The following is a 14,978-nucleotide window of genomic DNA, read 5'->3' as shown; positions in this document are numbered from 1 at the left end:
AACTATGAGCTTTAACAAAATAACAGAGCAGGATTCAAAATACAATCATTTGGAAAGGTTAACCATATCCGAAATCCTACAACATATCAATACTGAAGATCAATCTGTTCCTTCAGCAGTTGCCAAAGAACTTCCCCATATAGAAAATTTAGTTTCTGAAATTGTAAAGAAATTGAAATCTGGAGGCCGATTATTTTATATTGGCGCAGGCACTAGCGGTAGATTAGGAATACTTGATGCTTCTGAATGTCCTCCCACTTTTGGGGTTTCCCATGATTTGGTAATCGGCATAATTGCTGGTGGCGATTCCGCAATAAGAAAAGCTGTTGAAAATGCAGAAGATTCTAAAACACAAGGTTGGGAAGATTTAAAAGCTTTCCAGGTCTCATCAAAAGATGTTGTAATTGGAATAGCCGCATCTGGCACAACACCCTATGTTATTGCTGCTTTGGAGGCATGCAATGTAAATAACATAATAACGAGCTGTATTACTTGCAACAAAAATAGTCCATTATCATTAGTTTCCAAATATCCTATTGAAGTGGTTGTTGGACCTGAATTTGTAACGGGTAGCTCTAGAATGAAAGCAGGTACAGCTCAAAAATTAGTGCTCAATATGATTACCACAACGACTATGATTCAATTGGGTCATATAAAAGGGAATAAGATGGTGGATATGCAATTAAGCAATGCTAAACTAGTAGAACGTGGTATTCACATGTTGATGGAAGAATTAAAAATTGATTATTCTGAAGCACGAGTCCTTTTAGAAAAACATAAAAATGTAAGAACATCTATAGAAAATTATAACCATGGAAACTAAAACTAAACGCACGAATAAAGAACTTCTGTATAAAGGCATTAAGTTCATGGCTATCTCATTAGGCTGTATGTTTTTAGGCCCAACATTATTATATGTAGCTTTTAGCAATCAAGAGAAACCACTATACATTCCCATCCTAATAATTGGAATACTTATATGCGGATCCGCCATATTCTTTGCTTTTAAAGGACTTAAAACAATAATGGATAGTATGTTTAATTAGGTATTATGTTTTATTTAAAGCTACCAGAAATAGTAAAAGCGCAAATTGCGCTTTTTTTTATATCCAATTCCAAAAGTAAAGCCATTTAAATTGAGAGATTATAAAACAAAAAAGTCCCGATTCAAAAATGAATCGGGACTCTAAAAAAGGCGGCGACCTACTCTCCCACGAGATGCAGTACCATCGGCGCAAACGGGCTTAACTACTCTGTTCGGAATGGTAAGAGGTGAGCCCCGTCGCTATAACCACCTTAAGTTATAGCTAAGGTAATAGGTTTTTAGGCCTATTACATCAGCGTCACATATAGATGTGACAAATATCTTAACATATTGAAAAAGAATTACATGATTTGTTTTGTAAACTTTGTATAAAAAAAACAGGCGTACAATAAGCCTATGGGTTATTAGTACTACTCGGCTATGACATTACTGCCTTTACACCTATAGCCTATCAACGTGGTAATCTCCCACGACCCTTTAAAGAAATCTCATCTTGTGGTGGGTTTCGCGCTTATATGCTTTCAGCGCTTATCCCTTCCAAACGTAGCTACTCTGCAATGCTCCTGGCGGAACAACAGATACACCAGAGGTTTGTCCAACTCGGTCCTCTCGTACTAGAGTCAGATCCACTCAAATTTCTAACGCCCACTGTAGATAGAGACCGAACTGTCTCACGACGTTCTGAACCCAGCTCGCGTGCCACTTTAATGGGCGAACAGCCCAACCCTTGGGACCTTCTCCAGCCCCAGGATGTGACGAGCCGACATCGAGGTGCCAAACCCCCCCGTCGATATGAGCTCTTGGGGGAGATCAGCCTGTTATCCCCGGCGTACCTTTTATCCTTTGAGCGATGGCCCTTCCATGCGGAACCACCGGATCACTATGCTCTACTTTCGTACCTGATCGACCTGTATGTCTCTCAGTCAAGCTCCCTTATGCCATTGCACTCTACGCACGATTACCAACCGTACTGAGGGAACCTTTAGAAGCCTCCGTTACTCTTTTGGAGGCGACCACCCCAGTCAAACTACCCACCAAGCACTGTCCCCTTTTTTGAAGGGTTAGACTCTAGATAAGCAAAGGGTGGTATTTCAACAATGACTCCACAACGCCTAGCGACGCCGCTTCAAAGTCTCCCACCTATCCTACACATTACTTATCCAAAACCAATACTAAGCTATAGTAAAGGTGCACGGGGTCTTTTCGTCCCACAGCGGGTAATCGGCATCTTCACCGATACTACAATTTCACCGAGCTCATGGTTGAGACAGTGTCCAGATCGTTGCACCATTCGTGCAGGTCGGAACTTACCCGACAAGGAATTTCGCTACCTTAGGACCGTTATAGTTACGGCCGCCGTTTACTGGGGCTTCATTTCAGATCTTCGCCGAAGCTAAACCCTCCACTTAACCTTCCAGCACCGGGCAGGTGTCAGGCCATATACGTCATTTTTCAATTTAGCATAGCCCTGTGTTTTTGATAAACAGTCGCCTGGACTCTTTCACTGCGGCCCCCCCGGAGGGGGGCGACGCTTCTCCCGAAGTTACGCGTCTATTTTGCCTAGTTCCTTAACCATGAATCTCTCGAGCTCCTTAGAATTCTCATCCCAACTACCTGTGTCGGTTTAGGGTACGGGCTGCTTCACTCGCTTTTCTTGGAAGTCGATTTGCTGGATTATCACCGCAGCCGTAGCTTTAGTGTACTATCGGAGTGTTACCACATCCTTCAACGTACTATTCCGTCAGTACGCACCAACTTTTCGCCTCCGTCACTTTTAGTGTGAGCAGGTACAGGAATATTAACCTGTTGTCCATCCACTACCCCTTTCGGGTTCGCGTTAGGTCCCGACTAACCCTCAGCTGATTAGCATAGCTGAGGAAACCTTAGTCTTTCGGAGTGCGGGTTTCTCGCCCGCATTATCGTTACTTATGCCTACATTTTCTTTTGTAGCTTCTCCAGCAAGCCTCACGACTCACCTTCGACGACACTACAATGCTCCCCTACCACTTATTAATAAGTCCATAGCTTCGGTAATATGTTTATGCCCGATTATTATCCATGCCGAACCGCTCGACTAGTGAGCTGTTACGCACTCTTTAAATGAATGGCTGCTTCCAAGCCAACATCCTAGCTGTCTAAGCAGTTCAACCTCGTTTTTTCAACTTAACATATATTTGGGGACCTTAGCTGATGGTCTGGGTTCTTTCCCTCTCGGACATGGACCTTAGCACCCATGCCCTCACTGCTGATTATCATTATATAGCATTCGGAGTTTGTCAGGAATTGGTAGGCGGTGAAGCCCCCGCATCCAATCAGTAGCTCTACCTCTATAAAACTATAAAATCAACGCTGCACCTAAATGCATTTCGGGGAGTACGAGCTATTTCCGAGTTTGATTGGCCTTTCACCCCTACCCACAGGTCATCCGAAGACTTTTCAACGTCAACCGGTTCGGTCCTCCACTGTATGTTACTACAGCTTCAACCTGCCCATGGGTAGATCACACGGTTTCGCGTCTACCACTACTAACTAAAGCGCCCTATTCAGACTCGCTTTCGCTACGGATCCGGACCTGAAGTCCTTAACCTTGCTAGCAACGGTAACTCGTAGGCTCATTATGCAAAAGGCACGCCGTCACCCCCTAAAGGGCTCCGACCGCTTGTAAGCGTATGGTTTCAGGTTCTATTTCACTCCCTTATTCAGGGTTCTTTTCACCTTTCCCTCACGGTACTAGTTCACTATCGGTCTCTCAGGAGTATTTAGCCTTATCGGATGGTCCCGACTGTTTCATACAGGATTACTCGTGTCCCGCACTACTCAGGATACCACTATGTTTGTCTTCTTTACCTATACGGGACTATCACCCTCTGTGGTCGCTCTTTCCAAAGCGTTCTAATTCATATGACATTCAATGTTGTGGTCCTACAACCCCAAATTTGCCGTAACAAATCTGGTTTGGGCTAATCCGCGTTCGCTCGCCACTACTTACGGAATCACTATTGTTTTCTTCTCCTCCGGGTACTTAGATGTTTCAGTTCTCCGGGTTTGCTCACCTTACGGTGTAACATGTCTTCAACATGCTGGGTTGCCCCATTCGGATATCTGCGGATCAACTTGTATGTGCCAATCCCCGCAGCTTTTCGCAGCTTATCACGTCCTTCATCGCCTCTGAGAGCCAAGGCATTCCCCATACGCCCTTATTTAGCTTATTGTACTATTTGCTTTTTTAATGAGTTTACTGTGATTAATTAAAAGCTCGTAACCCTAATTAATCACTTTTTTAATCTAATAATTAGACGATTCTAATTATTAGATTTCATGTATCTTTTTCAATATGTCAATGAACGTTGGTTCTCTAATAAATTAGAGACCTCACTTGGTTGTCTTTCAATTAAATTGACAGCATTCCTTATGAGATACCCACTTTCGTGAGTATGTTTGTGGAGAATATCGGAGTCGAACCGATGACCTCCTGCGTGCAAGGCAGGCGCTCTAGCCAGCTGAGCTAATCCCCCATGTTCTAAATGAAATTTCGAAATATAAATTCCTAATTCCAAAAAGGAGAGGTATCTCAACTTCTAAAATTTCCTTTCAGTATGTAATGAACGTTTTCAAACCTTAATTAATCAAGTTTTGAACTCTTTTTTGTTGTAGTCTCAGGCAGACTCGAACTGCCGACCTCTACATTATCAGTGTAGCGCTCTAACCAGCTGAGCTATGAGACTCTTTTCAGTTTTTAAGTGTTTTAATTCAATTTTTAGTATTAAATACTGCATTATGAACTATTATACTGTGAACTGATATTATTTTAAATTAACAGCTTGAGAATAAGCCACTTCTTTTATTTAGAAGTATTCAAATTAGTCGTCTTTCTCTAGAAAGGAGGTGTTCCAGCCGCACCTTCCGGTACGGCTACCTTGTTACGACTTAGCCCTAGTTACCAATTTTACCCTAGGCCGCTCCTTGCGGTGACGGACTTCAGGCACTCCCAGCTTCCATGGCTTGACGGGCGGTGTGTACAAGGCCCGGGAACGTATTCACCGCATCATGGCTGATATGCGATTACTAGCGATTCCAGCTTCACGGAGTCGAGTTGCAGACTCCGATCCGAACTGTGATAGGGTTTATAGATTCGCTCCTGGTCACCCAGTGGCTGCTCTCTGTCCCTACCATTGTAGCACGTGTGTAGCCCAGGACGTAAGGGCCGTGATGATTTGACGTCATCCCCACCTTCCTCACAGTTTGCACTGGCAGTCTTGTTAGAGTTCCCGACATGACTCGCTGGCAACTAACAACAGGGGTTGCGCTCGTTATAGGACTTAACCTGACACCTCACGGCACGAGCTGACGACAACCATGCAGCACCTTGTAAATTGTCCGAAGAAAAGTCTATCTCTAAACCTGTCAATCTACATTTAAGCCCTGGTAAGGTTCCTCGCGTATCATCGAATTAAACCACATGCTCCACCGCTTGTGCGGGCCCCCGTCAATTCCTTTGAGTTTCATTCTTGCGAACGTACTCCCCAGGTGGGATACTTATCACTTTCGCTTAGTCACTCAGTCCGAAAACCGAACAACTAGTATCCATCGTTTACGGCGTGGACTACCAGGGTATCTAATCCTGTTCGCTCCCCACGCTTTCGTCCATCAGTGTCAGTGTATTATTAGTAATCTGCCTTCGCAATTGGTATTCTATGTGATATCTATGCATTTCACCGCTACACCACATATTCTAACTACTTCATAATAACTCAAGATAACCAGTATCAAGGGCAATTCTACAGTTGAGCTGCAGACTTTCACCCCTGACTTAATTATCCACCTACGGACCCTTTAAACCCAATGATTCCGGATAACGCTTGGATCCTCCGTATTACCGCGGCTGCTGGCACGGAGTTAGCCGATCCTTATTCTTACAGTACCGTCAAGCCCCGACACGTCGGGGTGTTTCTTCCTGTATAAAAGCAGTTTACAACCCATAGGGCAGTCTTCCTGCACGCGGCATGGCTGGATCAGGCTTGCGCCCATTGTCCAATATTCCTCACTGCTGCCTCCCGTAGGAGTCTGGTCCGTGTCTCAGTACCAGTGTGGGGGGTCCCCCTCTCAGGGCCCCTATCTATCGATGCCATGGTAAGCCGTTACCTTACCATCAAGCTAATAGAACGCATACTCATCTTTTACCGCCGAAACTTTAATTATCAATTGATGCCAACTAATAATACTATGCGGTATTAATCCAAATTTCTCTGGGCTATCCCACTGTAAAAGGTAGATTGTATACGCGTTACTCACCCGTGCGCCACTCGTCAGCAAATTAGCAAGCTAATTCCTGTTACCGTTCGACTTGCATGTGTTAAGCCTGCCGCTAGCGTTCATCCTGAGCCAGGATCAAACTCTTCATCGTTAATTCTTAAATATTATTTAACAACTAATCGAAATAGATTTAATTCTCTAATTACTCAAAATGGTTTATTCTCTTTTGTTCAACTTAACCGTTTCCAGTTAAATCTTACGCTGTCAATTCAATATGTCTATGAACTTTTTTATCTGTTTCTTAAGGCGTTTATCTCTTAAGCGGGTGCAAATATAATTACTCTTTTTGTAACCCGCAAACTTTATTTTAGAAAAAATTTAAATTTTTTCCCAAACTCCGTTTTCAATATTTCCTCTGGAACTTTCTAAGAACGTTGCCGTTTTTAGCGGCTGCAAATATACAACCTTTTTTATTCCTGCAAAGCTTTTTTAGATTTAAATTGAAATTAAATTCTAATGTCAAAATCTTAATCTTTATTGTGCTTCTCAATGAACGTAGCTTCCAACAGCGTTGCCGTTTTTAGCGGCTGCAAATATACAACCTTTTTTATCCCTGCAAAGCTTTTCTTGATTTAATTTGAAATTAATTTTTTAACCTCCTATCTTAATCCTTTTTTGCCTCTCAATGAACGTCGCTGCCAACAGTGTTACCGTTTTTAGCGGCTGCAAATATACAACCCAATCTTTCCCTTTTACAAGCTTTTTTTAAAGTATTTTTGATTTAATTTTCTAAAAGCAGAATATCAAGACGTTACAACTCAAATTTTATTATCCTAAATGCACTTTTAATGTGCTTTGAACCGCCTTTGTTTGGAAATGGGATTATAAGTGGGATTTTAGGTAGGAATTTGGGGTTAAAGTACACTATATATGCATGACAAAACTTAAAAAAATACAGTACTCTATATATGAAGACGTTCAATTGAGTCAGTTTTTCAAATTAATACCTATATATATATTGTATGTAAATATTTATCCTATTATATTTGTCCTTCATAATTACACTATATATAATGATACAGATTACATTGCCAGATGGCAGTATAAAGTCGGTTGAGACGGGAACAACGCCAATGGAGGTTGCAAAAAGCATTAGCGAAGGATTAGCAAGAAATGTTATTTCGGCAAAATTTAATGATACGGTTCTAGAAACCAAAACCCCATTGACCACGGATGGTACTCTTATTTTATATACCTGGAATGATGATGAAGGTAAAAAGGCATTCTGGCATTCATCGGCTCATATATTAGCGCAAGCTATTGAAACTCTCTACCCTACTTCTAAATTATGGGTGGGTCCCGCAATTGAAAACGGCTTTTATTACGATATAGATTTAGGTGAAGAAACGATTTCCGATAAAGACTTTAAAAGCATTGAAGATAAAATGCTAGAAATAGCACGTGGAAAACATGAATTTAATATGCGTGACGTTTCAAAACTAGAAGCGCTATCCTATTATAGAGATAAAAATAATTATAAATTAGATTTGATTGGCAATTTAGAAGATGGCACCATCACATTTTGTGATCATGACACTTTTACCGATTTATGTCGGGGTGGCCATATTCCAAATACCGGAATTGTCAAAGCGGTTAAAATATTAAGTGTTGCTGGAGCTTATTGGAAAGGTGACGAAAAAAATAAGCAATTAACGCGCGTTTACGGTATATCATTTCCGAAACAAAAAGACTTAACAGAATATCTTCATTTATTAGAAGAAGCCAAAAAACGTGACCATAGAAAATTAGGTAAAGAGCTTGATCTGTTTACATTTTCTCAAAAAGTTGGTCAAGGCTTACCGTTATGGTTACCAAAAGGCGCGGCTTTACGAGATAGATTAGAGTCATTTCTTAAAAAAGCACAAAAGAAAGCTGGTTACGAAATGGTAATTACGCCACATATTGGACAGAAAGAACTTTATGTAACATCTGGACATTACGCCAAGTATGGTGAAGACAGTTTTCAACCTATAGGAACACCAAAAGAAGGTGAAGAATTCCTCTTAAAACCTATGAACTGTCCACATCACTGCGAAATTTACAACAGTAGCCAATGGTCTTACAAAGATTTACCTAAACGTTTCGCTGAATTTGGTACCGTATATAGATATGAGCAAAGTGGTGAGTTACACGGTTTAACACGTGTAAGAGGTTTTACTCAAGATGATGCCCATATATTTTGTATGCCAGACCAGTTGGATGAAGAGTTCAAAGCGGTTATAGATTTGGTATTATATGTATTTGGATCTTTAGGTTTTGAGAATTTCACGGCACAAGTTTCATTACGTGATCCTGCAACGCCAGAAAAATACATTGGTAGCGATGAAAACTGGCAAAAAGCAGAAGCTGCCATTTTAAATGCGGCAAAAGACAAGAATTTGAATTTTGTGGTTGAAACAGGTGAAGCAGCCTTTTACGGTCCAAAATTAGACTTTATGGTGAAAGATGCTCTTGGTAGACAATGGCAATTAGGAACCATTCAGGTGGATTATAACTTACCAGAACGTTTCGAATTAACCTACAAAGGCAGTGACAATGAGCTTCACAGACCTGTTATGATACACCGTGCACCTTTTGGAAGCATGGAACGTTTTGTAGCCATCTTACTAGAACATACAGCAGGTAATTTCCCACTGTGGTTGGTACCAGACCAAGTTATTGTACTTTCTATTAGTGAGAAATATGAAAAATACGCGAAAAAAGTTTTAAATATGCTAGAAAATGACGAAATTCGCGCCCTAATTGACAATAGAAATGAAACAATGGGTAAGAAAATTCGCGAAGCCGAATTGAAAAAGATCCCATATATGATTATTGTTGGTGAAAATGAGGAACAAGAAGGTAAGATTTCGGTTCGTCAGCACGGTGGTGAAGACCTTGGCATGATTACTGTACAAGAATTCACTGATATTCTAAACAAAGAAGTCAATAAAACACTAAAACCGTTTTAATAAATATTAAGTTAAACTAAAATTATAAGGCCATAGCAATACGTAGAAGAAGATCAGCTCCTCGTCGAGTGAATCAAGAAGATCAGCACAAAATCAACTCTAAGATTAGAGTGGAAAAAGTGCGTTTAGTAGGTGATAATGTTGAAGTAGGTGTCTACACAACAAAAGAAGCGTTGGCCATGGCCGATGAGCAAGGGCTTGACCTTGTTGAAATATCTCCAAAAGCAGATCCTCCTGTTTGTAAAGTGATGGATTATAAGAAGTTTCTTTATGAACAAAAGAAACGTGAGAAGGTTTTAAAAGCGAAAGCTTCAAAAGTTGTTGTTAAAGAAATTCGTTTTGGTCCTCAAACAGATGATCATGATTACGAGTTTAAAAAGAAACATGCCGAGAAGTTTTTACAAGAAGGCGCGAAGTTAAAAGCGTTTGTATTCTTTAAAGGCCGATCTATTGTTTTTAAAGAACAAGGACAAATTCTATTATTGCGTTTAGCGCAAGATTTAGAAGATTTAGGTAAAGTTGAACAAATGCCTAAACTGGAAGGTAAACGAATGACGATGTTTATTTCTCCTAAAAAATCAAAATAAATCCTGAAATTCAGGTTGAAAATAGTAAGCGAAATAAACTAAACTAGGAAGAACAATGCCTAAAATGAAAACCAAATCTAGTGCCAAGAAAAGATTTAAACTTACTGGTACTGGTAAAATTAAAAGAAAGCACGCTTTTAAGAGTCACATCTTAACAAAGAAATCTAAAAAGCGCAAGCTTGCCTTAACTAAATCGACTTTAGTACATGAGGCAGACGAGAACAATGTTAAAATCATGTTACGTTTAAAGTAATACGGTTTTAACCGGTTAGAACGATTAATAAACCCTGGAGTTAGGCTTCAAAAATTAATGATTAACGTATGTTAATTTAAGATTTTTGAACTAAAGTGTCACTAAATAGACCGCCTACTACAAAAAACAATTAAAATTATGCCAAGATCAGTAAATTCTGTAGCCAAAAGAGCCAGAAGAAAAAAAGTGCTTAAACAAGCAAAAGGTTACTTCGGACGTCGTAAAAACGTTTGGACAGTAGCAAAAAATGCGGTTGATAAAGCGATGCAATATTCGTACAGAGACCGTAGAAACAAAAAGAGAACATTCCGTGGATTATGGATTCAACGTATTAACGCTGGAGCTAGACAACATGGTATGTCTTACTCGCAGTTTATGGGTAAAATGAAAGCTAACGATATCGGATTAAACCGTAAGGTTTTAGCTGATTTAGCTATGAATCACCCAGACGCATTTGCGGCTGTAGTAAATAAAATCAAGTAAGGCGTTTCGCCTATTGTAAAACATATTTCGCTTATAAAAAATCCGGTTCTTAATTGAATCGGATTTTTTTTATGCCTAAAAATAAAAGCAGCGCTATCCATAATGGTTACCGCTGCTTTTTGCTAATTAATTAAATCCCCTAAATCCAATTAACATATGTAATATGAAGTAAATCATATTAATTGAATAGCTTAATAAAACGAATTTAGAGTTTTATACTTTACAAACAGAAAATAAGTTTTGAATTGCAGAATTATGTATGTGAATGTCTCAAGTAAACTGCTTTTACCTATTATTAAAGTCATTCTATTAATTATATGAGTTCTACTATAAAAAAACAGCGACACCAATATTGGTTGTCGCTGTTCTCAACTTAGTCTAATTTACTCTACTTAATGCTTTACAATTCTTTTTATTATTTCACTTTGATTTACTTCTATTTTTAATAAGTAAACACCGGCCTCATAGTTGCTTAAATCTATGATGGATTTTGTGGTGGTTTCTGTTTTGTTTAATAACAATCTTCCGTTTGAATCATATACTGTAATTTTTGATTCTTGAGCACTTGGTAAGGTAATAGAAATATTGTCCTTGGCTGGGTTTGGATATACCTGGATAGCATTGTTTGCGGTAACATCAACTCCCAATGTTTCGCTAACTTCAACTTCGGTTGAGATAGCGGAACATTCCGACTCCGCATTCAGAACAACTCTAAATTTCAATTCTGTAGTGAATATCAAGTCATTACCTGAAAGTGTTAACTCATGAGTTTGTGAACCCGACACATCTGGATCTGTGAGAGAATCAGATAATGGCTCCCATGATAATCCTCCATCTTCACTATATTCCCATTGATACGTTGTAACGTTTGATGCTGTTACAGTAAAAACTATAGGGTTTGATTCTGAATAAACCAGATTTTGAGGTTGCTCGGTAATTAAAGCTTTTGGTGCTATAGGAGAACCTGACAACCAATTACTTGTTGTTCCGCTTAATGTGAAATTAGTTAATGTCCCGTTATTATTATTTGTGGTCGCATCTAAAATTGTGACCTCTGAAGTATTATTTCCAGCACCCAAACCTTGGTTAAACTGATAATAAGCTACTAAACCCGTTTCATCTCCTTGCAACTCACAGTTTTTACTGCTATTGATTTGCTCTGCTGTTCTGGCAACGTTCCAAATACGTACTTCGTCTAAAGAAGCATCAATAAATCTTTTTTGAAAATAGGAGTCTTTTCCTAAATTTAGATTCGCAGCTACATTTCCAATATTAACTGATAATGGCTGTGAGGCTACCTCTATTCCATCTACATAAATTTTAAAATTAACACCATCATAAACACCTGAAATATGATGCCATTGGTTTAAATTAATCGTATTATCAGGAGAGAATAGTTCATTCCAACCAGCACTTGCTATTACAAAGTTTATTACGCCATTACCTCCTGCTCTTAACATATAACCATTTTCAGTAATGTCATCTTTATTTATAATATTTCCAAACGCAGGCGAAGACCCAAAAGAATTAAAATTCACGTAGGCTTCTAAAGTAATTGTATTACCTGTTATTTGTAAACTAGAACCATTACCACAATCAACATAATCATTAACTGCACCAAAATTCAAATGTGTTGCAGGTGCATTGACATTAACTACAATTTCAGTTCTTTCACTTTCGCACCCATTATCATTTGTGCTAGATACCCAATACGATGTAAAACCACCTGTTGATGTATCAGGTGTTGGCGCATTAACGTCTCCAGTTCCACCAGTTTCTGTAGTATACCACATAAATCCTGTTCCTCCTGTTGTAGCTGCTAATTCGCTTGCAATATCACCTTGATTATAAGTTACTGGGGTTGATACTGTTGGTGCTTCCGGAGCTTCATTAATTGTAACATTAATCGAAACTCTATTGGAAGTATAAGCTTCCGTGATACGTTTAATAGTATTATTAGCTAACACTAAAATTTTTCCATCTGCTTCAATAGCTAATTTTCCAGGATTTGAAACATTGGCTATGGTTTCTAGACCTGTACCATCAGGATTCATTCGTTTAATTTCACCATTTGGTATTGCGACCACAATTTTTCCATCTGCTTGAATGGCTACTCCTGTTGGATAATTAAAAACACCTCCTAAAGTTTCTAAGTTTGTACCATCAGCATCCATACGTATAATTGATCTATACCCGAAATTTGCTACCACAATTTTTCCATCCGTTTGAATCGCTGTTTGATCTATATCTAATTCATCCTGGTCATTTAAAATTTCTATTGCCGTACCATCAGCATTCATTCGCATTAAAGAACCTCCATCAGCATTGAAAAAAATAATTTCCCCATCTGCTTGAATGCTTACTGCTTTTATTTCTGTATTACCATCTAATAAGGTTACTATATTTGAACCATCTGCATCCATTCGTTTAATATCTCCTATACCTACCACCAAAATTTTTCCATCGGCTTCAATGACAACATCTCTAGTATCGACAAATCCGTTTCCTAAGGTTTCGTTATTGGTTCCATCTGCATTCATATGTATAATATGACCATCATTATAATCTGATACCAGAATTTTTCCATCAGATTGAACAGCTACTCCACTTGGATTATATAAATCACTTAATAAAGTAATGGCAGAACCAGTTTTCGATTCTTCAATATAATATGTCCCTGTTGTTAGTACTGTTGTATTAACTAATGCTGTGCCTCCAGTAGCGTCTGAGTACCACTTAACTGTTGCATCTGCGGAAGGCGTGCTGGTTAAATTCTCTACGGTTGCAGCCCCACAAAAGGCTTGTGATGCTTCGCTAATTTCCTTAACGGTTATTGCTGTTTTTAAGCTTTCTCCACATGTGGTGGTTTGACTTACATAATACGTAGTACCATCTACTAAACTGACAGTTAAGTCTAAAGACGTGCCATTTGTAGCAGCATCGTACCAAAGTAAGCCTGTACCTGTAGCTGTTAAGTCGGCAATGGTTGCTTCACTAGTATAAATTTGTACGCTATTTGCTGTTGGTGCATGTGGCACTCCGTTTATTGAAACATTAACTGCAGTTCTTTCACTTTCACATCCGTTGGAATTTGTTTCTGAAACATAATAGGTTCCTGTTGCTAATTCTGTTGTAGCCTCTAATGCTGAACCTTCTGTTTCTACATTATACCAAATTATTGTTGAACTAGATGTTGGTAATAAATCTGAAACGGTTGATGTACCACAAAATGCTTGTGCTTCTGCTGTTGGTGCATTTAAAAAAGCAGGTTCTGATATAGTTACTGATAACGCAGAAGGGTTGCCAAAACCATCTCCTAACTCACAGCCATTGTCATCGATTATGGATAATAAATTATATGTCCCAGATGATAAGTTGCTTATAGAAGCGGTTGTTTCTCCATTACTCCAGAAATAAATATAAGGTGCTGTTCCGCCTGATACTGTTGTTGTAATGCTTCCATCATTGTAACCATTACAACTTACATTTGTGGCCGTTGCTGTAACCGTAATTGCTGTCGAAACAGTTACACTTACCGAAGTTCTGTCGCTTTCTGTTCCATCTACGGTTTGAGAAACATAATATGTTGCAGAAGAAAGTTCTGCAGTATTAGCTAAAGCTGTACCACCTGTTTCTGCTGTGTACCATTTTAAATCTGTACCTGTAGCTACCAAATCGGCAACGGTTGCACCTGAACAAACGATTTGAGCAGATGCTGTTGGTGCGTCTGGTCCTGTTGTAACGTAGGTGATAAACCACATATCTCCCAAATTATAAAAACCAGTGCTTCCTTCTTGAAAATATAAACCACCATTAGGATAAGAAGTTCCAGGAGATGTAATACTTGTATCCATATCAAAGTTTTCAAGCATGATAAGACGCAAGGTATACATATTACCAGTTGTAATAGCAATACCGCTGTTCGCAAGCGTAAAACTTATTTGATTTGGACCAAAACTTAAAGGAAATTAAGCTTCTGTAGTGTTTAAAACATTACCAGAATATCCATTACCCTCGTAAATTATTAAGTCAAAACCCTGAACAGTGGAAGCAAAATCATTGCTCTCAATTTTAAGATCTATTTGGGTTAATGTTCCGGTTAGTCCTGCTGTAAATGATTGCCCTCCAGCATTTGGGTAATTTGTACCAAGAGTAGAACTTTCTTCTGGTGAATTTTGCTGGTCAATAGTTTGACCAAAAATTATAAATTGACATAATACTGCCAATGGAAGTAGGTAAAGTTTAAATTTCATAAAAATAGATTTAGTTTGAGTTAATTTGGCTCAAAACTAAATTTTAATCAATGAAGCGCAAATAAATAGGGTCGAAGCGCAACGTAATGTATG

Annotated in this window: 8 protein-coding genes, 2 tRNA genes and 3 rRNA genes; 6 read left to right on the top strand and 7 right to left on the bottom strand. The window is 38.9% G+C overall.

Going from position 1 to position 14,978, the window contains the following annotated elements; translation table 11 throughout:
- The first annotated feature begins 4 nt into the window (after window positions 1-4).
- Together murQ and ES674_RS07735 are read left to right on the top strand one after the other, a co-directional pair.
- Window positions 5-823, top strand: a complete 819-nt coding sequence (gene murQ / locus ES674_RS07740) for an N-acetylmuramic acid 6-phosphate etherase (RefSeq protein WP_148403364.1) — start codon at window positions 5-7, stop codon at window positions 821-823.
- Window positions 813-1,046 (top strand): DUF6095 family protein, encoded by a 234-nt coding sequence (locus ES674_RS07735; protein WP_148403363.1) that lies wholly within the window; start codon window positions 813-815, stop codon window positions 1,044-1,046. Before murQ ends, ES674_RS07735 begins: the two co-directional genes overlap by 11 nt.
- 144 nt (window positions 1,047-1,190) lie before the next feature.
- On the opposite strand, the gene rrf is transcribed toward ES674_RS07735, so the two are convergent.
- The 5 genes from rrf to ES674_RS07710 all read right to left on the bottom strand — a co-directional run bounded on the left by rrf (window position 1,191) and on the right by ES674_RS07710 (window position 6,449).
- Window positions 1,191-1,299, bottom strand: a 5S ribosomal RNA gene (gene rrf / locus ES674_RS07730).
- A gap of 130 nt (window positions 1,300-1,429) precedes the next feature.
- A 23S ribosomal RNA gene (locus tag ES674_RS07725) occupies window positions 1,430-4,257 on the bottom strand.
- 229 nt (window positions 4,258-4,486) lie between these two features.
- A tRNA-Ala gene (locus tag ES674_RS07720) sits at window positions 4,487-4,560 on the bottom strand.
- Between the two features lie 136 nt (window positions 4,561-4,696).
- A tRNA-Ile gene (locus tag ES674_RS07715) sits at window positions 4,697-4,770 on the bottom strand.
- 153 nt (window positions 4,771-4,923) lie between these two features.
- Window positions 4,924-6,449 (bottom strand): 16S ribosomal RNA (locus ES674_RS07710).
- Together the 16S, 23S and 5S rRNA genes with 2 tRNA genes alongside form the textbook arrangement of a ribosomal RNA operon.
- A gap of 922 nt (window positions 6,450-7,371) precedes the next feature.
- On the opposite strand from ES674_RS07710, the gene thrS reads away from it, so the two are divergent.
- The 4 genes from thrS (at window position 7,372) to rplT (ending at window position 10,632) form a co-directional block, all read left to right on the top strand.
- Window positions 7,372-9,309, top strand: coding sequence for a threonine--tRNA ligase (gene thrS / locus ES674_RS07705; RefSeq protein ID WP_148403362.1), 1,938 nt, complete (start codon window positions 7,372-7,374; stop codon window positions 9,307-9,309).
- A gap of 68 nt (window positions 9,310-9,377) precedes the next feature.
- Entirely contained in the window at window positions 9,378-9,896 is a 519-nt protein-coding gene (gene infC / locus ES674_RS07700; protein WP_246125988.1) for a translation initiation factor IF-3, read from the top strand.
- A 55-nt stretch (window positions 9,897-9,951) separates the two neighbouring features.
- Window positions 9,952-10,149, top strand: coding sequence for a 50S ribosomal protein L35 (rpmI, locus tag ES674_RS07695; protein ID WP_148403360.1), 198 nt, complete (start codon window positions 9,952-9,954; stop codon window positions 10,147-10,149).
- 138 nt (window positions 10,150-10,287) lie between these two features.
- Window positions 10,288-10,632 carry a 50S ribosomal protein L20 gene (gene rplT, locus ES674_RS07690; RefSeq protein WP_148403359.1) on the top strand — a complete coding sequence of 115 codons (345 nt, stop codon included), beginning with the start codon at window positions 10,288-10,290 and terminating at the stop codon, window positions 10,630-10,632.
- Window positions 10,633-11,024: 392 nt separating this feature from the next.
- Here rplT and ES674_RS07685 read toward each other — a convergent pair whose 3' ends face one another.
- Window positions 11,025-14,486, bottom strand: a complete 3,462-nt coding sequence (locus ES674_RS07685) for an Ig-like domain-containing protein (protein WP_211359275.1) — start codon at window positions 14,484-14,486, stop codon at window positions 11,025-11,027.
- 114 nt (window positions 14,487-14,600) lie between these two features.
- Window positions 14,601-14,885: a hypothetical protein gene (locus ES674_RS07680; protein ID WP_148403357.1), complete on the bottom strand. Its 285-nt coding sequence runs from the start codon at window positions 14,883-14,885 to the stop codon at window positions 14,601-14,603.
- Window positions 14,886-14,978: the final 93 nt, after the last annotated feature.

The organism is Bizionia myxarmorum (genome assembly GCF_008086205.1).
GTDB lineage: Bacteria > Bacteroidota > Bacteroidia > Flavobacteriales > Flavobacteriaceae > Algorimicrobium > Algorimicrobium myxarmorum.
The sequence above is the reverse complement of the archived record's forward strand: the minus strand, read 5'-3'. Positions and strand labels throughout refer to the sequence as shown.

What these genes read in the sequence shown, in the direction of transcription:
- murQ (WP_148403364.1), top strand. Translation starts at nt 5, where the DNA reads ATGAGCTTTAACAAAATAACAGAGCAGGATTCAAAATACAATCATTTG.
- ES674_RS07735 (WP_148403363.1), top strand. Translation starts at nt 813, where the DNA reads ATGGAAACTAAAACTAAACGCACGAATAAAGAACTTCTGTATAAAGGC.
- thrS (WP_148403362.1), top strand. Translation starts at nt 7,372, where the DNA reads ATGATACAGATTACATTGCCAGATGGCAGTATAAAGTCGGTTGAGACG.
- rpmI (WP_148403360.1), top strand. Translation starts at nt 9,952, where the DNA reads ATGCCTAAAATGAAAACCAAATCTAGTGCCAAGAAAAGATTTAAACTT.
- rplT (WP_148403359.1), top strand. Translation starts at nt 10,288, where the DNA reads ATGCCAAGATCAGTAAATTCTGTAGCCAAAAGAGCCAGAAGAAAAAAA.
- ES674_RS07685 (WP_211359275.1), bottom strand. Translation starts at nt 14,486, where the DNA reads ATGGATACAAGTATTACATCTCCTGGAACTTCTTATCCTAATGGTGGT.
- ES674_RS07680 (WP_148403357.1), bottom strand. Translation starts at nt 14,885, where the DNA reads ATGAAATTTAAACTTTACCTACTTCCATTGGCAGTATTATGTCAATTT.